General features: G+C 70.0%; 21 protein-coding genes. 9 read left to right on the top strand and 12 right to left on the bottom strand.

Translation table 11 applies throughout. From position 1 onward, the window contains the following. Positions 1–30: 30 nt before the first annotated feature. A complete protein-coding gene (locus FCI23_RS20835) occupies positions 31–2598 on the bottom strand; it encodes an FHA domain-containing protein (RefSeq protein WP_136725442.1) in 2568 nt (855 codons plus the stop codon). 230 nt (positions 2599–2828) lie between these two features. Between FCI23_RS20835 and FCI23_RS20830 the strand changes: the two genes are divergently transcribed. Together FCI23_RS20830 and serB are read left to right on the top strand one after the other, a co-directional pair. Continuing rightward, the gene (locus tag FCI23_RS20830; protein WP_246143868.1) at positions 2829–4490 is read left to right on the top strand and encodes a streptophobe family protein; all 1662 of its coding nucleotides are present in this window, start codon (positions 2829–2831) and stop codon (positions 4488–4490) included. A 228-nt stretch (positions 4491–4718) separates the two neighbouring features. Continuing rightward, positions 4719–5960 (top strand): phosphoserine phosphatase SerB, encoded by a 1242-nt coding sequence (gene serB / locus FCI23_RS20825; RefSeq protein ID WP_136725441.1) that lies wholly within the window; start codon positions 4719–4721, stop codon positions 5958–5960. A gap of 281 nt (positions 5961–6241) precedes the next feature. Here the strand turns inward: serB and FCI23_RS20820 are convergent, their stop codons facing one another. The 4 genes from FCI23_RS20820 to FCI23_RS20810 form a co-directional block, all read right to left on the bottom strand. After that, positions 6242–6763, bottom strand: a complete 522-nt coding sequence (locus FCI23_RS20820) for a SixA phosphatase family protein (RefSeq protein WP_136725440.1) — start codon at positions 6761–6763, stop codon at positions 6242–6244. A gap of 58 nt (positions 6764–6821) precedes the next feature. Beyond that, complete coding sequence (locus FCI23_RS20815; RefSeq protein WP_136725439.1) at positions 6822–7010, bottom strand: hypothetical protein; 189 nt, start codon at positions 7008–7010, stop codon at positions 6822–6824. Between the two features lie 155 nt (positions 7011–7165). Next, positions 7166–7288: an SGM_5486 family transporter-associated protein gene (locus tag FCI23_RS62395; RefSeq protein ID WP_265737757.1), complete on the bottom strand. Its 123-nt coding sequence runs from the start codon at positions 7286–7288 to the stop codon at positions 7166–7168. A 47-nt stretch (positions 7289–7335) separates the two neighbouring features. Then, entirely contained in the window at positions 7336–8616 is a 1281-nt protein-coding gene (locus FCI23_RS20810) for a CynX/NimT family MFS transporter (protein WP_136725438.1), read from the bottom strand. 22 nt (positions 8617–8638) lie between these two features. On the opposite strand from FCI23_RS20810, the gene FCI23_RS20805 reads away from it, so the two are divergent. Continuing rightward, entirely contained in the window at positions 8639–9328 is a 690-nt protein-coding gene (locus tag FCI23_RS20805; protein WP_136725437.1) for a FadR/GntR family transcriptional regulator, read from the top strand. Here FCI23_RS20805 and FCI23_RS20800 read toward each other — a convergent pair. The 3 genes from FCI23_RS20800 to fabG form a co-directional block, all read right to left on the bottom strand. Further along, complete coding sequence (locus FCI23_RS20800) at positions 9315–9617, bottom strand: hypothetical protein (RefSeq protein WP_246143867.1); 303 nt, start codon at positions 9615–9617, stop codon at positions 9315–9317. The two genes, FCI23_RS20805 and FCI23_RS20800, sit on opposite strands and share 14 nt — an antisense overlap. A 156-nt stretch (positions 9618–9773) precedes the next feature. After that, complete coding sequence (gene fabI, locus FCI23_RS20795) at positions 9774–10553, bottom strand: enoyl-ACP reductase FabI (RefSeq protein ID WP_136725435.1); 780 nt, start codon at positions 10551–10553, stop codon at positions 9774–9776. Between the two features lie 5 nt (positions 10554–10558). Further along, positions 10559–11263, bottom strand: coding sequence for a 3-oxoacyl-[acyl-carrier-protein] reductase (gene fabG, locus FCI23_RS20790; RefSeq protein ID WP_136725434.1), 705 nt, complete (start codon positions 11261–11263; stop codon positions 10559–10561). 193 nt (positions 11264–11456) lie between these two features. Here fabG and FCI23_RS20785 point away from each other — a divergent pair, with 193 nt between their 5' ends. Genes FCI23_RS20785 through FCI23_RS20775 form a run of 3 tightly spaced genes read left to right on the top strand, consistent with a single transcriptional unit; the run spans position 11457 to position 14948 of the window. Continuing rightward, positions 11457–12980, top strand: coding sequence for a TldD/PmbA family protein (locus FCI23_RS20785; RefSeq protein ID WP_136725433.1), 1524 nt, complete (start codon positions 11457–11459; stop codon positions 12978–12980). Continuing rightward, positions 12977–14389 carry a TldD/PmbA family protein gene (locus tag FCI23_RS20780; protein ID WP_136725432.1) on the top strand — a complete coding sequence of 471 codons (1413 nt, stop codon included), beginning with the start codon at positions 12977–12979 and terminating at the stop codon, positions 14387–14389. The genes FCI23_RS20785 and FCI23_RS20780 overlap by 4 nt, the downstream gene beginning before the upstream one ends. A 7-nt stretch (positions 14390–14396) precedes the next feature. Then, positions 14397–14948, top strand: a complete 552-nt coding sequence (locus tag FCI23_RS20775) for an RNA 2'-phosphotransferase (RefSeq protein ID WP_136725431.1) — start codon at positions 14397–14399, stop codon at positions 14946–14948. 69 nt (positions 14949–15017) lie between these two features. Here FCI23_RS20775 and FCI23_RS20770 read toward each other — a convergent pair whose 3' ends face one another. Continuing rightward, positions 15018–15293 (bottom strand): GlsB/YeaQ/YmgE family stress response membrane protein, encoded by a 276-nt coding sequence (locus FCI23_RS20770; RefSeq protein WP_136725430.1) that lies wholly within the window; start codon positions 15291–15293, stop codon positions 15018–15020. 219 nt (positions 15294–15512) lie between these two features. Here FCI23_RS20770 and FCI23_RS20765 point away from each other — a divergent pair, with 219 nt between their 5' ends. Both FCI23_RS20765 and FCI23_RS20760 read left to right on the top strand, forming a co-directional pair. Further along, positions 15513–15875: a DUF3099 domain-containing protein gene (locus tag FCI23_RS20765; protein WP_136725429.1), complete on the top strand. Its 363-nt coding sequence runs from the start codon at positions 15513–15515 to the stop codon at positions 15873–15875. Positions 15876–16107: 232 nt separating this feature from the next. Then, positions 16108–16332: a hypothetical protein gene (locus tag FCI23_RS20760; RefSeq protein WP_136725428.1), complete on the top strand. Its 225-nt coding sequence runs from the start codon at positions 16108–16110 to the stop codon at positions 16330–16332. Here the strand turns inward: FCI23_RS20760 and moaA are convergent. The 3 genes from moaA to FCI23_RS20745 all read right to left on the bottom strand — a co-directional run bounded on the left by moaA (position 16315) and on the right by FCI23_RS20745 (position 19449). Further along, positions 16315–17304, bottom strand: coding sequence for a GTP 3',8-cyclase MoaA (gene moaA, locus FCI23_RS20755; RefSeq protein ID WP_246143866.1), 990 nt, complete (start codon positions 17302–17304; stop codon positions 16315–16317). The two genes, FCI23_RS20760 and moaA, sit on opposite strands and share 18 nt — an antisense overlap. A 136-nt stretch (positions 17305–17440) precedes the next feature. Next, entirely contained in the window at positions 17441–19066 is a 1626-nt protein-coding gene (locus tag FCI23_RS20750) for a solute symporter family protein (protein ID WP_136725426.1), read from the bottom strand. Then, positions 19066–19449 (bottom strand): DUF485 domain-containing protein, encoded by a 384-nt coding sequence (locus tag FCI23_RS20745; RefSeq protein ID WP_136725425.1) that lies wholly within the window; start codon positions 19447–19449, stop codon positions 19066–19068. The genes FCI23_RS20750 and FCI23_RS20745 overlap by 1 nt, the downstream gene beginning before the upstream one ends. Positions 19450–19738: 289 nt before the next feature. Here FCI23_RS20745 and FCI23_RS20740 point away from each other — a divergent pair, with 289 nt between their 5' ends. Beyond that, positions 19739–21265: a S8 family peptidase gene (locus FCI23_RS20740; protein ID WP_136725424.1), complete on the top strand. Its 1527-nt coding sequence runs from the start codon at positions 19739–19741 to the stop codon at positions 21263–21265. The last annotated feature ends 27 nt before the right edge of the window (positions 21266–21292 follow it).

Raw genomic sequence — 21292 nt, 5'->3', positions numbered from 1 at the left:
GGGATACCACAGCCCTCAATATGCGTGCCGTTACTTGCGCATGACCTCCGGCTCGTGTCGCCGCAGCAACCGCAGTACGACGAAGCCGCAGACCGCGCCGATGCCGAGGAGTACACCGGTGTCAATGAACCACTGGGCGGCGGTGTGCACCCACAACTGGTCGACGGCGTTCGGGGTCCACGGCATCTGCACGTTCAGCTGGGTTGTCGTGCCGAGAGCGGCGACCGCCCATCGCGCGGGCATCAACCAGGCGACCTGCTCTATGCCGGGCTTCTGAAACAGCTGGAAAAGGACGCCGGTGAACACCACCTGGATGATCGCAAACATCACCAGCAGCGGCATGGTCTTCTCCGCGGTCTTCACCAGCGCGGAGATGACCAGGCCGAACATCATCGACGTGAACCCGAGCGCGCCGACCACCAATGTCATCTCGACCACCGGGAAGTTCTTGAGGATGACCCCTTCGGTTGGCAGCTTCGAACGGGCGCCGAAGCCGATCACGCAGATGATCACGCCCTGCAGGACAGTGATCAGGCCCAGCACGATGACCTTGGACAACAGGTAGGCGGAGCGTGAGAGCCCGGTGGCCCGCTCCCGCTCGTAGATCACCCGCTCCTTGATCAGCTCCCGTACGGAGTTGGCCGCGCCGGAGAAGCACGCGCCGACCGCCAGGATCAGCATGATGGTGCCCGCGTCCTTGTTCGTGAAGTGGTTCTTCGCGGGACCGATGCCGAGCCCGCTGTCCGCCGGAATGAGGGTGCTCACCACGCCCAGGACCGCCGGGAGGATGAACATCAGGCCGATGAAGCCGCGGTCGGAGGCGATCACCGACAGGTAGCGGCGGACCAGTGTCCACAGCTGCGAGCCCCAGCCCTGCGGCTTGGGCGGGCGCTGCTGCTGGAGGACCGGCGCGGCCTGCGGGGCCGCGGCGTCCAGGTCGGCGGCGTACATCTGGTAGTGCTGGGAGCCCTTCCAGCGATCGGCCCAGTCGTAGTCGCGGTAACTCTCGAAGGCGGAGAAGACGTCGGCCCAGCTTTCGTAGCCGAAGAAGTTCAGCGCCTCCTCCGGCGGTCCGAAGTACGCGACCGAGCCGCCCGGTGCCATGACCAGGAGCCGGTCGCAGAGCGCCAGCTCGGCCACCGAGTGGGTGACGACCAGGACGGTGCGTCCGTCGTCGGCCAGGCCGCGCAGCAGCTGCATCACATCGCGGTCCATCCCCGGGTCGAGGCCGGAAGTCGGCTCGTCCAGGAAGATCAGCGAAGGTTTGGTGAGCAGTTCTAGGGCGACGGAGACGCGCTTGCGCTGGCCGCCGGAGAGGGAGGTGATGCGCTTGTCGGCGTGGATGTCGAGCTTGAGCTCCCCGAGCACCTCGTCGATGCGGGCCTCGCGCTCGTCGGACTTGGTGTCGCCGGGGAAGCGCAGCTTGGCGGCGTACCGCAGGGCGGTGCGGACCGATAGCTCCTTGTGCAGGATGTCGTCCTGCGGAACGAGGCCGATGCGCTGGCGCAGTTCGGCGAACTGCTTGTACAGGTTGCGGCTGTCGTACAACACCTCGCCGGCGTCGGCCGGCCGGTAGCCGGTCAGGGCGCGCAGCAGGGTGGATTTGCCGGAGCCGGACGGGCCGATGACCGCGATCAGCGACTTCTCCGGGACGCCGAAGGAGACGTCGTTGAGGATCGTCTTGGTGGCCTTGCCCTGCGGCACTCGTACGGTGAGGCGGCGGGCGGTGAAGGTGACTTCGCCGGTGTCGACGAACTCCTCGAGCTGGTCGCCGGCGAGCCGGAAGGTGGAGTGGCCGACGCCGACTATGTCTTCCGGGCCGAGCAGATGACTCTGGATCGGCTGGCCGTTGACGTAGGTCCCGTTGTGGCTGCCGAGGTCGGCGATCTCGTAGCGGCCGTCGGGGTGCGCGCGGAACTCGGCATGGTACCGGGAGACCTGGAGGTCGGAGACGACCAGCTCGTTCTCCAGGGCACGGCCGATCCGCATGACGCGGCCGGTCGCCAGGTGATGGAAGGTCGTCGGGCTGCGGTCGCCTTGGGCCGGCGCGCCGGCACCCGCGGCGGCCGGCTGCGGCGGCCGGCTCCAGCCGCCCTGCTGGGGCGCTTGCGGCGGCGCCTGCCGGAGCACCTGCTGAGGCACCGGCTGGGCCACTTGCCGCGGTGCGGGCTGGGCCCACGCCGCGGGCTGCTGGACCGGCGCCTGTTGCGGCTGCTGGTACGCAGGCGCCGCCTGTTGCGCGACCGGGGCCGCGGCCTGCTGGGCGAGCGAGGTCTCCGCACCGTAGAGGGCGGCGCCGGACTGCTGCTCCGGGCCGAAGCCCAGCCGCGGGCCGTCGGTGGCATTGCCGAGATGCACGGCCGCGCCGGGAGCCACCTCGTGCTGTTGGATCCGCTGTCCCAGCACATAGGTGCCGTTGGTGCTGCCGAGGTCCTCGATCACCCAGCCGCGCCCGCCCCAGCGAATGGCCGCGTGCCGCCAGGAGACTCTGGCGTCGTCTAACACCACGTCTCCCTGCGGATCACGGCCCACGCTATATGACTTGGACGGGTCAAGCGTCCAGGTTTGTCCGTTGAATTCCAGTACGAGTCCAGGCACCCCAAGCCCCACAAAGTTGTCCCCCGAGAAGTCCCCCCGTGAAGGGGAGTCTAGAGATTGCAAACACCCGGAGGAACTATTTCAGGCGCGCCCCGAAACCGGAAGCCGAGCTTCACCCAGTGCGCCCCCCACGCGGCGTTGACTGCACCGAGGCGCCCCCCGAAAGTGGTAGTCACCCACGGAACAACTCAGGACAAGGTGGGCCCAACGTACGATCTCCGGGAGCCGGGATGAGCGTACACACTTCCATGACACCTTCACCCCCGCCCTCGTACGAAACCCGCAAAGTCCCCTGGGGCGGCGTACTGTTCTCCGCGATCGCGGCGGTGAGCTGGGCGTTCCTGGCCATGACGGGCACCGCCGCGCTCGGGTTGCACCTGGTCGGCGCGGACACCGCGGGCTCACTCGGGCCGATGACCGCCGCGGTGGTCGCCATGGCAGCGGGAGGCAAGGTCAGCCCGTCCGGCGACGTAGCGGTGTTCGGGCTGACGGGGGCCGGGGCGAAGGGCGCGATCGGCCTCATGCCGCTGGGCGTCGCACTGGTGGGAGCGGTGCTGCTGGCCTGGGTGTTCCTGCGGTCGCTGCGCGGGGCAGGCACAGTGATCGCGGCCCGGGAACTCGCGGCGCGGGCGGGCGCGGTGGCAGTGCTCTTCGTGGGGCTCCTGGCCGGTCTGGCGTGGGCCGGGCAGGACACCATCGCCATCGACGGGGCCTCTCTGGGCGGGGGCAGCGGCAAGGGCGGGGGCGGGCTGCTCGACAAGCTGCCGGGGCTGGGCAACATCGGCGGCGGGCTCGCTGACGGGCTGGGCGGCCTCATCAACGCCAAGACCTCGGTCGGCTTCCATGTCGACACCGGACGCTCACTGCTGGACGGCCTGTCGTGGGTGCTCGCGGTCCTGCTGATCGCGCTGCTCGCCTCCCGCCGTACGCCGCTGCCAGGCGGCCTGGCGGCCGTGCACCGGATTGTGCGGCCGGCAGCGTCCGCGCTCGTCTCGGTGCTGCTGCTCGCGGTCCTGGCGGGCTTCGCCGCCGCCGGCTTCGCCGCCCTCACCGGGCACGAGCCGGGGCGGATCATGGGTTCCGCGCTGCTCGGCGCCCCTAACGGAGTGTGGCTCGGGGTGCCGCTCGGCCTCTTCGTCCAGTGGAGGGGCACCGCGACCGGTGAACTGGCGAAACTGCTGCCGGATCCGGTGGACCGGCTGCTCAGCGGCCGGGTCGGCCAGCCGATCACTCCCGGCCGGCTGGCCGAGCTGGACGGCCGGGTCTGGCTGCTGACCGTGGCTGCCGCGCTCATGATGCTCGCCGCGGGCACGCTCACCGCGGTCCGCACTCCCCGGTGGGGGACGACACGCACGGGATTCGCCGGACGCTGCGCCTTGCGGCTGGGGGCGGCGACCGCGGCCGCCTTTCCGCTGCTCGTCTGGCTCACCGGCGTCTCCGTCAGCGCCAATCTGTCGGTCTTCGGTTTCGACGCCGTCGGCGCCGGCATCGAGCTGCACGGCAGCATCCCGATGGCCCTGCTTCTCGGCGCCGCCTGGGGTGGCGCGGCCGGCGGCATCGGCGCGCTCCTCGCCCTGGCCACCGGCGCCGCCGGGCGCCGGTCGTCCCCGTACTCCGTGGGACGTATGGGCAGGGCTGCCGCCTCGGATTCCTCCCGGACGTATCCCGGCATCGCCTACCAGCCGGGGCCGTACCTCCCAAGTCCCGTCTACCGGCCCGAGCAGGACGAGCCCAACCCGTACAAACAGCCGCCCTCCGGCCCGGCGCCGCACACCGCCCCAACCGTCGCCGGACGCCCGCTGCCGTCCCACCCGCCCCGTCGGCCCACCCGCCCCCCAAGGGTGCCGCCCCCGGACTCCCCGCCCCCGCCGGGACCGCCACGCGGGCCGTAGGGCGCCTAGCCCGCGCGGTTCTGGGATCTGGTGCGCAGCCCGGCCGTCCGCCGGACCTTGCGGCAGGTTCCGGCCCGGCGGGCGGGGGCCGTCCGCGCCGGACACTCCAGGACACGGCGTGCCTGGCGGCCCGGGGCGGTCGCGTGGGGTGGCGGCGTGCCCGCCGGGTGTCCGCAACGCGGGACGGGCCGTCGGTGGGCGGTGGGGGCCGGTTACGGTGTACTTACCATGGACGACGCATCGCAGCCCTCACCTGTCACCGCCGTTCCGGCCGCGGACACCCCTACCCTGCTGGTCAAGATCTTCGGTAAGGACCGGCCCGGCATCACCGCGGGGCTATTCGAGGTCCTCGCCGGCTTCGGCGTGGATGTGGTTGACATTGAGCAGGTCGTCACACGGGGGCGCATCGTGTTGTGCGCCCTGCTGACGGCGCCGACCGCGTCAGGCGTGGAGGGCGAACTGCGCGCGATCGTTCACACGTGGGCGGAAAGGCTGAAACTGCAGGCGGAGATCATCTCCGGCCGCGGCGACAACCGGCCGCGTGGAGAGGGGCGTTCCCATGTGACCGTGCTCGGCAACCCGCTGACGGCGGATTCGATCGCTGCCATAGCGGCGAGGATCACCGAGGTGGGCGGCAACATCGACCGCATTTTCCGGCTGGCGAAGTACCCGGTCACGGCGGTGGAGTTCGCGGTCTCCGGCGTCCGCACGGACACATTGCGGCCGGCGCTGGCCGTGGAAGCGCATGAGCGCGGCGTGGACATGGCGGTGGTGTCGGCGGGGCTGCACCGCCGGGCGCGCCGGCTGGTGATCATGGACGTGGATTCCACCGTCATCCAGGACGAGGTGATCGAACTCTTCGCCGCGCACGCGGGATGCGAGGACAAGGTCGCGGAGATCACAGAGGCGGCAATGCGCGGCGAGCTGGACTTCGAGCAGTCCTTGCACGCTCGTGTGGCGCTGCTCGCGGGGCTGGACGAGTCGGTGGTGAACAAGGTCCGGGCCGAGGTCCGGATGACGAAGGGGGCACGGACGCTGATCCGCACGCTGAAGCGGCTCGGCTACCAAGTCGGCGTGGTCTCGGGCGGGTTCACCCAGGTCACGGACGATCTCCGGGAAAAGCTCGGGCTGGACTTCGCCGCGGCCAATACCCTGGAGATCGTCGACGGCAAACTCACCGGCCGGGTGACCGGCGAGATCGTGGACCGGGCGGGCAAGGCCCGGCTACTGCGTCGCTTCGCGGAGCAGGCGGGCGTGCCGCTGAGCCAGACCGTCGCGATCGGTGACGGCGCGAACGACCTCGATATGCTCAACGCGGCCGGGCTGGGCGTCGCCTTCAACGCGAAGCCGGTGGTCCGGCAGGCTGCGGACACCGCGGTGAATGTGCCGTTCCTGGACGCGGTCCTATATCTGCTGGGTATCACCCGCGAAGAGGTCGAGGCGGCGGACGCTCTGGACGGCGGGTCGTAGACCCCGCGCCGGGGGCGTACCGGCTGCGGCGGCACGGGCACGGCCTGCGGGCCTTCCTGCGGATCAGGCGCGCCGGGGGCGCCTGTCGGCCGGAGGCTGGGAAGCATCGCAAGGCGCCGAGGCGCTTGCGTCGTGGCTCTGTCCGGGCCCGGACGCGCCAGCGGCCCAAGGGGCGCGGTCGGCAGCGCAGCGAGGTGCCGTGCCTGGGGGCACCACCCGGCCGAAGGCTGGGAGAGGCAGCTGAGGGCGCGTCGCGGGCCCAGCCATGATCCGCCGACAGACTAATCGTGCGGTGCCCAGTAGTCGGTCAGCCGGCCGACTCCGTGCTCGACGGACTTCCAGGGCCCGGAGAAGGTGATCACCGCGACCGCGGCGGTCGGGAAGCCGCCCCGGTCCAGACGGGCGAGGTGATCGTCGTCGGCCTCGCTGCAGAGGGCGTCGGCGAGGGCGTGCATGCCGGGGTTGTGACCCACCAGCAGCAAGTTGTCGACCTCTTCGGGGATTTCGGTGAGCAGCGCGAGCAGGTCGCCGAGGGTGGCATCGTAGAGCCGGTCCTCGTAGATGGTCTTCGGGCGCTGCGAGAGCTCGTGCGCGACAAGTTTCCAGGTCTCGCGAGTGCGGACGGCGGAGGAGACCACAGCCAGGTCGAAGGTGATGCCCAGATCCGCGAGCCTGCGTCCCGCGATGGACGCTTCCTGGCGTCCGCGCTCGGCGAGGGGCCGCTCGTGGTCGGGTACGGAGGGCCAGTCGGCCTTTGCGTGCCGGAGCAGAACGATCCGGCGAGGCGATGCAGCGACGCTCATGCCTCTCAGCTTTCCAGAAAACCCGCGATGGGGCGCGGGGTGCGGGGAAGCGGGCCCGTCACAACAGGCGCCGTGCGATGCTGCCCAGGAGTTGGAAGACGGGCTCGGCCGCGGTGTGGCCGGCGGTTCCGGGGGCCGCGACGAGTGCCAGCAGGGCGGCGAAGGCCAGCGCGGGCAGCGCTACGGCCCACCAGGGGAGGCGCGTCTGCACGGGCGGGGTGCGCGCGTGGAGCGACTGTGAGGACACGGGAAAGGCCTCCGCGTAGTGCCGGTGGTACCGGATGTGATTGCACTACGACGGTACGGAGCCGGGGCGGCCGGTCCCATCGGGCGGCCCACCCAGTTCACCCTGACCCTGACCCCCTAGGGAGGGTGGGGTTGTCCCTAGCTCACTCTCGGGGATCAGCCCATTCTGGACGCGAAGGAGGCGATCACCGCGACGACGGCGGGTACCAGCATCATGAGGCCGAAGATCACGAGGAGCTTCTTCTGCGGCGTCGGGGGATTGGGTTCGAGTACGGGCATGCTCCCATTTTTGCACCAGCTTGGGAGGGTGCCGCACCGGGGTCAGATCAGAGTTCGTCCTCCACACAGCGGTCGCGGCCCGCCAGGACGCCTGCCGCGACCTGCGGCACCAGGAGGGCCGTCATGAATCCGATCGGCAAGCCCCAGCCGCCGGTGTGCTGGTAGAGCGTGCCCACCAGGATCGGGCCGGGGATGGAGATGAGGTAGCCGGTGCTCTGGGCGAAGGCGGAAAGCCGCACCACGCCCGCCGAAGTGCGTGAGCGCATCCCGATCAGGGTCAAGGCCAGCGGGAAGGTGCACATGGAGACGCCGAGCAGCAGCGCCCATACCCAGGGGGCCGCGGCCGGGGCGAGCCAGAGCCCGGAGTAGCCGGCCAGACCGAAGATGCCGAGCAGGACCGACAGGCCGCTCTGGTTCCGCATCCGCCCGGCGAGCGCGGGCACCACGAAGGAGAGCGGGACGCCGATGGCCATGGTGACGGCGAGCAGCAGACCCGCGGTGGCGGCCGGGATTCCGGCGTCCCGGAAGATCTGCGGCATCCAGCCCATGGCGATGTAGGCCCCGGTGGCCTGGAGGCCGAAGAAGACAGTGAGCGCCCATGCGGTGGGGCTGCGGGTGATCCGTACGGCCGGTGTCTGGTGAGCGGCCTCGGCGGGGGCGGCGGCAGCGGCAACGCGGGTGGGGGCGGCGGAGCGGTCCCGTACGAGAACGAGCCAGGGCAGGACCGCGACCGCGGCCGGCATGGCCCATATGCCGAGGCCGAGCCGCCAGCTGCCGCCCAGGGCGTCGGTGAGGGGCACGGTGACCGCGGCGGCGAGGCCGGTGCCGAGCGAGATGGCCATGGAGTAGAGCCCGGTCATCGGCCCCACCCGGTCCGGGAAGTACCGCTTGACGACCACCGGCATCAGCACGTTGCTCACGCCTATGCCGGCGAGCGCGAGTGCGCTGACAGCGAGGAAGACTGCGGTGCCGCCCGCGAGGGGCCGCAGGGCCAGGCCGAGCGTGATCGCTGCCATGCCCGCGCACACCACGGCGCCCGGGCCGACGCGGCGGGCCAGCCGGGGCGCGCCGACACCGAAAAGCGCGAAGCACAGGGCGGGGGCCGAGGTGAGCAGCCCGGCGAGGGTGCCGCTCATGCCGAGGCCCTGCCGGACCTCTTCGAGCAGCGGCCCGAGGCTGGCGATCGCCGGACGGAGGCTGAGTGCGGCCAGGACCATCGCGGCGGCCACGAGCCACCGGGATCCGACCCGTGCCACGGGCGGCGTCGGCGTCAGTGTGTCCGGCCCGGGCTCTGTGCGGGTTACGGCGGCGACGTCGTTGTCTGTCATGGGCCCATCATAGAATCATGGGATGATTCTCCGTCCAGTGCCCCGGCGCTCCGCGCTCGCCGACGAGGTGATCGCCCGGCTCCGCACCCAGATCACCTCCGGTGCATGGCCGGTCGGCTCACGCATCCCCACCGAGCCCGAGCTGGTCGAACAGCTCGGCGTGGCCCGCAACACGGTGCGTGAGGCCCTCCGCGCGCTCGCCCACAACGGTCTCCTGGACATCCGGCAGGGATCCGGCACATACGTGCTGGCCACCAGTGAACTCGCGGGGGTCATGCACCGCCGTTTCGCCGAGGCAGACCCCCGGCATATCGCCGAGCTGCGGGCCGCCCTGGAAGCCTCGGCGGCGGCCCTGGCGGCGACACGCCGTACCGAAAGCGATGTCAAGCACCTGGACGCGGCTCTGGACCGGCGCGAGCGGGCCTGGGCGTCCGGGGACGCGGAGGCCTTCGTCGAAGCCGACGCGACCTTGCACCTGGCGGTCGTCGCCGCCTCGCACAACGCGGTGATCACCGAGCTCTACGCGGACCTGGGCGAGGTGATCCGCGGCTTCCTGCAGGCGGACCTCGGCGAGGAGCTGCGCCCGGAGCAGTATGTGGACCACACGCGGTTGGTGGATGCCATCCGCGCCGGAAACGCGGCGACGGCGGCCGCAGAGGCGGGCGGGCACGCCTTCAGTTGGAGCCTCGGCTGGACGGTCAGCGGAGGGTGACCCAGACGCTCTGGATCTCCTTCCAGCAGCGGTCGGAGAGCGTCACGGTCTCGGCGGGGCCCACCGCCACCGGGCGGCCGTCCACATCCGGGTCCCACCAGCGGCGGCACTCAATGTGCAGCTGTGCGTGATCGATGTCAGGGTCGGGATTGAAGCAGATCGCGATGCCTTCGCTGCCCTTCACGGACGTACGGCATTCGGTCTGCTCAGGCCCCGCGGCCCACGCGGCCTGAACGGTGACGCCGCACGCGGCGCCGGTGAGAAGCAGGAGTGCCGGAATGCGCAGCATGCGGCCATCGTGCGCACTCCCGGGCCCCCGGCGCCCAGTTCTGGTCGGCCATCCGGGTGACACCCGGGCCCGGGCGTGCCGATGCCCCGGCCGCCGCCGAAGAGGCGGGCCGGGGCCATCGCGCCCGAGGCGGTCCCGGGCCCTGCCCGAAGGCGGTTACGCGCCGATCGCGTGCAGACCGCCGTCGACGTGCACGATCTCGCCCGTGGTCTTCGGGAACCAGTCCGACAGCAGGGCGACGACGCCGCGAGCGGCCGGCTCCGGGTCGGCGAGGTCCCACTTCAGCGGGGCGCGGGAGTCCCACACCGCCGCCAGGTCCTCGAAGCCCGGGATGGACTTGGCGGCCATCGACTTGATCGGGCCGGCCGAGATCAGGTTGACCCGGATGTTCTTCTCACCCAGGTCACGGGCGAGGTAGCGGGAGGTGGACTCCAGCGCCGCCTTGGCCACGCCCATCCAGTCGTACTTCGGCCACGCCACCTGTGCGTCGAAGTCCATGCCGACGACCGAGCCGCCGCGCTGCTCCAGCAGCGGAAGCAGTGCCATGGTCAGCGACTTCAGCGAGTACGCGGAGACGTGGACCGCGGTCGCGACCGACTCCCAGGGAGTGTGCAGGAAGTTGCCGCCCAGCGCGTCCTGCGGTCCGAAGGCGATGGAGTGCACCACGCCGTCGAGGTTGATGCCCTCGCCGATGTGCTCGGTGACCTTGGCCGCCAGCCCGTCGAGGTGCTCGGTGTTCTGTACGTCCAGCTCGATGACCGGCGCGGGCTTCGGCAGCCGCTTGGCGATCCGCTCGACGAGGCTGAGCCGTCCGAAGCCGGTGAGGACGACTTCGGCACCCTCTTCCTGTGCGAGTTTGGCCGTGTGGAAGGCGATCGAGGAGTCTGTGAGGACGCCGGTGACGAGGATGCGCTTGCCTGCGAGGATTCCACTCATTTTGCTCAGTGACCCATGCCCAATCCGCCGTCTACGGGAATGACGGCTCCAGTGATGTATGCGGCCTCGTCGGAGGCGAGGAAGCGGACCGAGGCGGCGACTTCCTCCGGCTGGGCGTAACGGCCCAGCGGGACCTGCCCGACGATGGTCTTGCGCTGCTCGTCGGTGAGCACCCGGGTCATATCGGTGTCGACGAAGCCGGGCGCGACGACATTGACGGTGATGTTGCGCGAGCCGAGCTCCCGGGCGAGGGAGCGCGCGAAGCCGACCAGTCCGGCCTTGGAGGCGGCGTAGTTCGCCTGGCCCGCCGAGCCGAGCAGGCCGACCACCGAGGAGATGAGGATGATCCGGCCTTTGCGGGCGCGCAGCATTTTCTTGGCGGCGGCTTTCACCACCCGGAAGGTCCCGGTGAGGTTGGTCTCCAGGACTGAGGTGAAATCCTCCTCGGACATCCGGAGCAGCAACTGGTCGCGAGTGACACCGGCGTTGGCCACCAGTACCTCGACCGGGCCCTGCTTCTCCTCGATCTCCTTGTAGGCCTGCTCGACCTGCTCACTCTCCGTGATGTCGCACTTGACGGCGAGAAAGCCCTTGGGGGGCTCGCCCGAGCGGTATGTGATGGCGACCTTGTCACCCGCATCGGCGAAGGCCTGGGCAATAGCGAGGCCGATGCCCCGGTTTCCTCCGGTGACGAGAACCGAGCGGCTCAACGGATCACCCTTTCGCTAAGTGTCTGGAGTACGAAAACTATCGGTCTACGCTCGGGTACGGAGAATCGACCCCGACAGGGGCGTCGGGCGGTCCCTGTCGGATCCCTACAGAAATGCCCGCCCGGCCCGATTGTCAGCGCGGCATGATTCACTGCCTGCATGGGAGTCGTGACCGGCAGAAAGGGGGGCCGCCGTGCCTCATGAAGTGGATGAGTCATTCTTGGCGTTGCCGTTGCGGGCGTTGGCCGACGCGGCGCTCGCCCGGGCCCGGGCGCTGGGCGCGGACCACGCCGACTTCCGCTTCGAGCGGGTGCGCAGCGCCTCGTGGCGGCTGCGGGACGGCAGGACTTCCGGTTCGTCGGACAGCACGGACGCGGGATACGCGGTCCGGGTGGTGCACGGCGGGGCGTGGGGCTTCGCCTCGGGCGTGGATCCGACTATGGACGGGGCCGCCCGAGTGGCGGGGCAGGCGGTGGCGATGGCGAAGCTGTCGGCCAAGGTCATCGCGGCTGCCGGGTCGGACGAGCGGGTGGAGCTGGCGGCCGAGCCGGTGCACGCCGACAGGGTGTGGGTCTCGTCGTACGGAATCAATCCCTTTGACGTACCGGACGCGGAGAAGACGGGTCTGCTGGCGGAGTGGAGCGCACGCCTGCTGGCGGCGGACGGCGTGGCGCACGCGGACGCCTCACTGATGACCGTCCAGGAGAACAAGTTCTACGCGGACACGGCCGGTACGACAACGACACAGCAGCGAGTACGGCTGCATCCGCAGCTGACGGCGGTCGCGGTGGACGCGGAGAGCGGCGAGTTCGATTCCATGCGGACCCTGGCACCCCCGGTCGGGCGCGGTTGGGAGTATCTGACCGGCACCGGCTGGGACTGGGACTCGGAGCTGGCGGAGATCCCGGAGCTGCTGGCGGAGAAGATGCGGGCGCCGTCGGTCGAGGCGGGCTCGTACGACCTCGTGGTGGACCCGTCCAATCTGTGGCTGACCATCCATGAGTCGATCGGGCACGCCACGGAGCTGGACCGCGCGCTGGGCTACGAGGCGGCCTACGCGGGCACTTCCTTCGCCACCTTCGACCAGTTGGGGAAGTTGAAGTACGGCTCCGAGCTGATGAATGTGACCGGCGACCGCACCGCCGAGCACGGCCTTTCGACGGTCGGTTACGACGACGAGGGGGTGGCCGGCCAGTCCTGGGACCTGGTGAAGGACGGCACCCTGGTGGGCTATCAGCTGGACCGCAGAATCGCGAAGCTCACCGGCTTCGAACGGTCCAACGGCTGCGCCTACGCGGATTCGCCGGCGCATGTCCCGGTGCAGCGGATGGCGAATGTGTCGCTGCGGCCGGCGCCGGACGGACCGTCGACCGAGGATCTCATCGCGGGCGTGGAGCGCGGGATCTACATCGTCGGCGACCGCTCCTGGTCGATCGACATGCAAAGGTACAATTTTCAATTTACCGGGCAACGGTTCTTCCGGATCGAGAACGGCAGGCTGGCCGGACAGCTGCGCGATGTCGCCTACCAGGCGACCACCACCGACTTCTGGGGCTCGATGGAGGCCGTCGGCGGCCCGCAGACCTATGTTCTGGGCGGAGCTTTCAACTGCGGCAAGGCACAGCCCGGCCAGGTCGCTTCCGTGAGCCATGGCTGCCCTTCCGCGCTGTTCCGCGGCGTCAATATCCTCAACACCACGCAGGAGGGCGGCCGATGAGCCCCCGCACCTCTTCCTCCCCTTCCTCGGCTTCCCCTTCCGAGATCGTCGAGCGCGCCCTGGCGCTGTCCCGGGCGGACGGCATGATCGTGATCGCCGACGAGGAGTCCACCGCCAATCTGCGGTGGGCGGGAAACGCGCTGACGACCAATGGCGTCACCCGTGGCCGGACCCTCACCGTCATCGCCACGGTGAACGGCTCGCAGGGCACCGCGTCAGGAGTGGTGTCCCGCGCCGCTGTGACGGCCGACGAGCTGGAGCCGCTGGTACGGGCGGCGGAGGCGGCCGCTCGCGAGGCGGGACCGGCCGAGGACGCCCAGCCGCTGGTCGAGGGTGTGCCGGTGTCTTCGGACTTCACGGAGGCGCCCGCCGAGACGTCCTCGGAGGTCTTCGCGGCGTTCGCCCCGGCGCTCGGCGAGGCCTTCTCGACCGCCCGGGCAGGCGGCCGCCAGCTGTACGGCTTCGCGTACCACTCGGTGACCTCCAGCTATCTGGGCACGTCCACCGGGCTGCGACTGCGGCACGACCAGCCGACCGGCACCCTGGAGCTCAACGCGAAGTCCCTGGACCGCACGCGGTCCGCGTGGGCGGGGGCGGCGACCCGGGACTTCAAGGATGTGGACCCGACAGCGCTCGACGCCGAGCTGGCGCAGCGGCTGGCCTGGGCGGAGCGGCGGGTCGAGCTGCCCGCGGGCCGGTACGAGACGCTGCTGCCGCCGTCCGCGGTGGCCGACCTGGCGATCTACCAGTTGTGGTCGTCCTCGGCCCGGGACGCCGCCGAGGGCCGTACGGTCTTCAGCAAGCCGGGCGGCGGCACCCGGGTCGGCGAGAAGCTGTCCGAGCTTCCGCTGTCGCTGCGCAGCGATCCGAACGAGCCAGGACTGGAGTCGGCGCCATTCGTGGTGGCGCACACCTCCGGCGACGTCACCTCCGTCTTCGACAACGGGCTGCCCGTCGGCCCGGTGGACTGGGTGCGGGACGGGGTGCTGACGAATCTGCTCACCACCCGGCACAGCGCGGGCCTGACCGGGCTGCCGGTGGCGCCTATGACGGACAACCTGATCCTGGACGGGGGCGGGACGCGCTCGCTGGCGGAGCTGGTCGCGGACACCGGGCGCGGGCTGCTGGTCACCTGCCTGTGGTACATCCGGGAGGTGGATCCTGCGACGCTGCTGCTCACCGGTCTCACCCGGGACGGGGTCTATCTGGTGGAGAACGGCGAGGTGACCGGCGAGGTGAACAACTTCCGGTTCAACGAGTCGCCGGTGGATCTCCTCGGCCGGGTCTCGGAGGTGGGGCGCAGCGAGCGGACGCTCTCACGCGAGTGGGGCGACTACTTCACCCGTACGGCGACTCCGGCGATGCGGATCCCGGACTTCAACATGAGCTCGGTCAGCCAGGGGGTCTGACAGACGGATGGACGAGAAGCGGACAGTGAGGGTGTCGAAGTTCCTGTCCCGGGTGCTGCGGCACGACCCCGGGGCGGTCGGGATCACCCTCGACGAGGGCGGCTGGGCGGACGTGGACGAGCTGATCGCCGCGTCCGCCCTGGCGGGCCGCCACTTCTCGCGCGCCGAGCTGGATCATGTGGTCGCCAACAACAACAAGCAGCGCTTCGCCTATTCGGACGACGGCCGCCGGATCCGGGCCAGCCAGGGGCACACGATCGTGGTGGACCTGGGTCTCGCCTCGGCCGAGCCGCCCGCCGTGCTGTACCACGGCACGGCCACCACGGTTCTGCCGTTGGTGCTGCGCGAAGGGCTCAAGCCGATGTCCCGGCGGGATGTTCACCTGTCGGCGGATGTGGAGACAGCCGTGAGGGTGGGTTCCCGGCACGGCCGTCCCGTGGTGCTGGAGGTGGACGCGGCGGGGCTGGCCGCCACCGGCCACATATTCCGGGTGAGCGCCAACGGCGTATGGCTCACCGACCGGGTGCCGCCGACGCACCTGCGGCAGCGCACCGGCTGAGCCGGCGCACCGGCCGGGGCAGGGCACGGGGGCACCGGTTGGGTCCGGCCCCCGTTTTGGTCCCAGTGGTCAGGCTGCCCTGCGTCCGCCCCGGACCGAGGCCCAGAGCGGGCTGCCCAGCGCGACGATCACGACAGCGCCGGCCAGCTGCAGCAGATGCCGGATCCAGTCGATGCCGCTGGTGTGGGCGACGCCGATCCAGCCCGCCACGGCGTTGCCCAGCAGCGCCCCGAGGATGCCGAAGATCACGGTCAGCCACAGCGGAATGGCCTGCTTCCCGGGGATGATCGCCCTCGCGATCACGCCCAGCACCAGACCGACGATGATGGCCCACAACCAGTTCATGCCGCTCGCCTCCTCGTGTGCCGACGGCAGCGCCGCCCATTGCGGCCAGTGTGTGCCGAGGCGCGGTACGCCGCACGTCGGGGGCGTACGTCAGCCGTACGTCGCAGGGGTACGCGGCATCCGTGATGCGCCCCTGGTCTCGAATGCGGGGGACTCGCGGCGTACCGTGGAAGGGCCCGGAATTGGAGTTTCGGCGTGATGAGCGGGCGGTGGAGCGTGATGCGGAAGCACAGGGGCCCGGAGGTGATCCGGATCACCGGGGCCCGGACCGGCCTTACGGAGGACGTCCGGGGCAGGCAGCGCCGATATGTCATCTCGATGCTGATCCGCACTGTCTCCGTCATCCTGGGCGTCACGCTGTGGAACGTCCAGCGCCCACTGGCCTGGGTCGCACTGGTGGTGGGCCTGCTGCTGCCCTACGTCGCGGTCGTCATCGCCAACGCCGGCCGGGAGAACGCGCCCGGGCTCCCCTCGTCCTTCCTCCCGCCGCCGTCCCAGCCCGCGCTGGACCGCAGCACCTCGCACGTCCCGGCGGAGCCCGTCCCAGCGGAATCCGGCACGCAGGACGGCGAAAGTCCGTAGCCCGGTCAGAGTTGATCTGTACCAATCGTCCAAGCTCAAGAAAAGCTCAGATCAATCATGAGCACCCACTGCACTGCGGGGGTTGTCGCGTGACATACTTCGTGTGCGCTCCGCATCCCCCGTCGGAGCGACGGACCGACGCCGGGCGGCTCCCCCCGTGGCTGCCCGGCGTCGCCCATGTAACGGGACATGTCAGGGGCGCTCCGCGGACCGCGTCCGGGACACTGGTCGTGTGAACACCGACGAGTCGCCGATCTGCTCGGCCAAGGGCTGCCGCAACGCCGCTGTGTGGGTGCTGGCGTGGAACAACCCGAAGATCCACACTCCGGAGCGCCGCAAGACATGGCTGGCCTGCGAGGAGCACCGCGAGCACCTGTCGAAGTTCCTGGGGCTGCGCGGCTTCCTCAAGGACGTCGTGGCCCTCGAGGAGTGGGGGCGATCAGCCTCCGATCGCTGACATCGGGCGCTCCGGCTGCAGGAACGAGGGATCGTCCAGGCCCGAGCCGGCCTTCTTGCCCCACATCGCGGCTTTCCAGAGGTCGGCTATCGCCGCGTCCGGGGCGCCCGAACGCAGCGCGCCGCGCAGGTCCGACTCCTCGCGGGCGAAGAGGCAGTTGCGGACCTGGCCGTCGGCGGTGAGCCGGGTGCGGTCGCAGGCGCGGCAGAAGGGGCGGGTGACGGAGGCGATCACCCCGACCCTGGCCGGGCCGCCGTCCACCAGCCAGCGCTCCGCGGGGGCGGAGCCGCGCGTCGAGGACTCCTCGGGGGTCAGGGTGAAGCGGGTCCGCAGACTCTCCAGGATCTCCTCGGCGGTGACCATGTCGCTGCGCTGCCAACCGTGCTGCGCGTCCAGCGGCATCTGCTCGATGAAGCGCAGCTCGTAGTCGTGGTCCACGGCCCACCGCAGCAGATCGGGGGCCTCGTCGTCATTCATGCCGCGCATCAGCACGGTGTTGACCTTGACCGGGGCCAGACCGGCGGCACGGGCCGCCGCCAGGCCGCCGATGACGTCGTGGTGGCGCTTGCGGCGCGTCATGGCCTGGAAGACCTCGGGGCGGAGCGTGTCGAGCGAGACATTGACCCGGTCCAGTCCGGCGTCGCGCAGCGCGGCGGCGGTGCGCTTCAGCCCGATGCCGTTGGTGGTCAACGAGATCTTGGGCCGGGGCTCCAGGGCCGCGCACCGCTCGACTATCCCGACCAGCCCGGGCCGGAGCAGCGGCTCACCGCCGGTGAAGCGGACATCTCGTACGCCCAGATCGGTGACGGCGATCCGCACCATACGGACGATCTCGTCGTCGGTGAGCAATTCGGGCTTGGCGAGCCACTGCAGCCCTTCCTCGGGCATGCAGTACGTGCAGCGCAGATTGCACCGGTCGGTCAGTGAAACGCGCAGGTCGGTGGCAACGCGTCCGTACGTGTCGATGAGCACGCGCTCCGCCTCCTTCTGGGCACCGGGTGTGCCCACTCGTCCCCAGCCTATGGCCACGGTCTGACAATGCAGATACCGACCGCTACGGCGGACGGGCACGGACCGGAGCCGCGCCTGTCCGCCGTAGCGGAGGTGGTCAGTCGGCCCCGGCCCCGGTGAGGGCACGCACCTCCAGCTCCTTGTACTTCTCGGCGTCCGGCTGCTCACCGGAGAGCAGCGTGCCGAGCCAGCCGAGCGCGAAAGCGAGCGGAATGGAGACGATGCCGGGGTTGGTGAGCGGGAACCAGTGGAAGTCCGTCCCGGAGAAGAGCGCCTCCGGTGACCCGGAGACCACCGGCGAGAAGATCACCAGCACCACCGAGGAGATGAGACCACCGTAGATGGACCAGAGGGCGCCCTGGGTCTTGAAGCCCTTCCAGTACAGGCTGTAGAGGATCGTCGGGAGATTGGCGGAGGCGGCGACCGCGAAGGCCAGGGCGACCAGCGCCGCGGCGTTGAGCTTGGTGGCGTACATGCCGAGTGCGATCGCAACCGCGCCGATCGCCACGGCCGCGAGCTTGGCGACGGCCACCTCGCTCTTCTCGGTGGTGCGCCCCTTGCGGATGACGTTGGCCCACAAGTCGTGGGCGAACGATGCGGAGGAGGCCAGGGTCAGTCCGGCGACCACCGCGAGGATGGTCGCGAAGGCGACCGCGGAGATCACCGCGAGCAGGACCGAGCCCCAGGTGGAGCCTTCACCACCGCCGACGGCCTGGGCGAGCAGCGGGGCGGCGGTGTTGCCGGACTTGTCGCTCGCGGTGATCTTGGCCGCGCCGACGAGGGCCGCCGCGCCGAAGCCCAGCGCGATCGTCATCAGATAGAAGGCGCCGATGATGCCGATCGCCCAGTTGACCGATTTCCGGGCGGCCTTGGCGGTGGGGACGGTGTAGAAGCGCACCAGGATGTGCGGCAGGCCCGCGGTGCCGAGGACAAGGGCGATACCGAGGGAGATGAAATTGATCTTGCTGGTGGTGTCGACGCCGTACCTCAGGCCCGGTTCGAGGAACTTCGACCCCTGCCCGCTCTTGTCGGCGGCGGCGCCCAGCAGGCTGGACGGGTTCCAGTTGAACTTGTTGAGCACCAGGATGGTGATCAGCAGGGTGCCGGCGATCAGGAGCACTGCCTTGATCATCTGGACCCAGGTCGTGCCCTTCATACCGCCGATGGTGACGTAGAGGACCATCACGACACCGACCAGCGCGACGATAAGCCGCTTCGGCCCTTCGCCGGTCACCCCGAGCAGCAGCGAGACGAGCGCGCCGGCACCGACCATCTGGGCCAGCAGATAGAAGATCGACACCACGATGGTGGAGATCCCCGCCGCGGTACGGACCGGCCGCTGGCGCAGCCGGAAGGCAAGAACGTCGGCCATGGTGAACCGGCCGGAGTTGCGCAGCGGTTCGGCGACCAGCAGCAGTGCCACCAGCCAGGCGACGAGGAAGCCGATCGAGTAGAGGAACCCGTCGTATCCGACGAGTGCGATGGCGCCCGCGATGCCGAGGAAGGACGCGGCGGACATGTAGTCGCCGGAGATCGCAAGACCGTTCTGGAAGGCGCTGAAGGAGCGGCCGCCCGCGTAGAAGTCGGTGGCGTCCTTGGTCTGGCGGCCGGCCCATACGGTGATGGCGAGGGTGGCGGCGACGAAGACGGCGAAGAGCGTGATGATCAGCGTTCGGTGCTCGCTCGCGGCGGCCGCGGCCAGTGGGATCGTGTGTGTCCGCATTACGCCTGCGCCTCCGTGTTCTGTCCGGTGGTGCTTCCGGTGCCGTTCTCCAGCCGGGCCTTGAGCGCTTCGGCACCGGGGTCCAGCCGGGCGTTCGCGTAGCGGGAGTAGAGCCAGGCGATCAGGAACGTCGTCAGGAACTGCGCGAGCCCGAATACGAACGCGACATTGAAGTGGCCGACGACCTTGGTGCCCATGAAACCGTCGGCGAAGCTCGATAGCAGGACGTAGAGCAGGTACCAGGCGATGAAGGCGACGGTCACGGGGAACGCGAAGCTCCGGTAGGAGCTGCGCAGTTGGACGAACTCCGCGCTCGCCCGTACCTCCGCGTACGAAGCCGGGGTCGGCGGGTCCGAGGGTGTCGGCGGTCGTGCGGGGGCCACGGTGCCTCCTGTGGGGAGAAGTGCGGGCGCGGACAAGGGACGTGAGATTCATCACGCAAAGATCGGACCTGCGCATGGTAAAGGCGTGACCACGGCCTACGACAGGGGTACGACGTCGCTCAGTGTGTCGCGTGCCGCGCCTGATGAGCAGTCAGATACGAACCGAAATCCGAACTTATCGTCGGTATCCATTGATCAGGCCGTCGGACCGACGCTAGTTTCCATCGTCATGTACCCGTCCAAAGGCAACCCTGCCGCCGGAGCGGGTCGTTGGACGAATGGAGATCCCATGGCTCCTCTGCCAAGACGTCGCCGCGCGCTGGCGATACCCCTCGCCATGGCCCTGGCGGGCGCGATCGCCCTCCTGCCGAACGCTGCCTCGGCCCACCCGGCCGCCGACGCGGCGGACAGCGCGGCCGCCGACGGCCCGCTGCTGTCGTACGTGGTCAACACCAGGGTCGACCCGCACACCGTCAAGTCCGTCGAAGGAGCGATCGTCAAGGCGGGCGGCGAGGTCGTCATCGCCTACGGGAAGATAGGCGTCATCGTCGTCCACTCCGCGAACCCCGGTTTCGCCGCCGAGATCCGCAAGGTCCGCGGCGTGCAGACAGCCGGCGCGACCCGCACCGCGGCCCTCTCAGCAGCCTCCACGACCGAGCTGGGATCGCCGGAGGTGCTCACCGCCGCCGAGGTCGCCAAGGCCTCGTCCAAGGCCGCAGCGGGCCAGGAGCCGCTCGAGGCCAACCAGTGGGACCTGCCGGCCATCGGCGCCGACAAGGCCGCCACGATCAACCCGGGCAGCAGCAAGGTCACCGTCGCCGTCATCGACACCGGAGTCGACGACACCCACCCGGACCTGGCCGCCAACTTCTCCGCGTCGCAGTCCGCGAACTGCGTCGGCGGCGTCGCCGACACCACGCCCGGCGCCTGGCGCCCGTCCGACTCCGGCGCCTACCACGGCACCCATGTGGCGGGCGAGATCGCCGCCGCCCGCAATGGCATCGGTGTGGCCGGCGTCGCCCCGGGCGTCAAGGTCGCCTCCATCAAGGTGGCCGACCCGGTCACCGAGCTCTTCTTCCCGGAGAGCGTGGTCTGCGCCTTCGTCTTCGCCGCCGATCACGGCGTCGAGGTCACCAACAACAGCTACTACATCGACCCGTGGCTCTACAACTGCATGGACGACCCCGACCAGCGGGCCATCGTGGACGCCGTCAACCGGGCATCGCTGTACTCCCAGAAGAAGGGCGTACTGAACGTCGCCTCGGCCGGCAACAGCAACGACGACCTCGACTCCGCCTCGCTCGTCGACAACTCCAGTCCGGACGACACCACCGCGGTCACCCGAACGATCGACCCGCACAAGTGCTTTGACATCCCGACCCAGCTCCCGGGCATCGCCACCGTCGCCGCGACCGGCGTGCAGAACCTCAAGTCGTACTACTCCAGCTACGGTCTCGGCGTGATCGACGTCGCCGGTCCCGGCGGCGACAAGTACCAGATCCCGGACACCGCCTCCCGGAACGGCCGGATCCTCTCCACCCTGCCCGGCAACACCTACGGCTACCTCCAGGGCACTTCCATGGCGAGCCCGCATGTCGCCGCCGTCGCGGCCCTGGTGAAAAGCACTCACCCGCACGCCACCCCGGCCGAGGTCCTGCGGATCCTCAAGGCCGAGGCGGTCAACCCCGGCTGCCCGACGGGCCTCTACGACCCCGACGGCAACGGAGTGCAGGACTCCACCTGCACCGGGAACAAGCACGTGAACAGCTTCTACGGCTACGGGATCGTCAACGCGCTGGCAGCGGTTACGAAGTAACCACCGCGAAGCGGCCTTGTCCGTCCG

Source organism: Actinacidiphila oryziradicis, assembly GCF_005047355.1.
Classification (GTDB): Bacteria; Actinomycetota; Actinomycetes; order Streptomycetales; family Streptomycetaceae; genus Actinacidiphila; species Actinacidiphila oryziradicis.
Note: the sequence above shows the minus strand (reverse complement) of the source record. Positions and strands in the feature narration are given on the sequence as shown.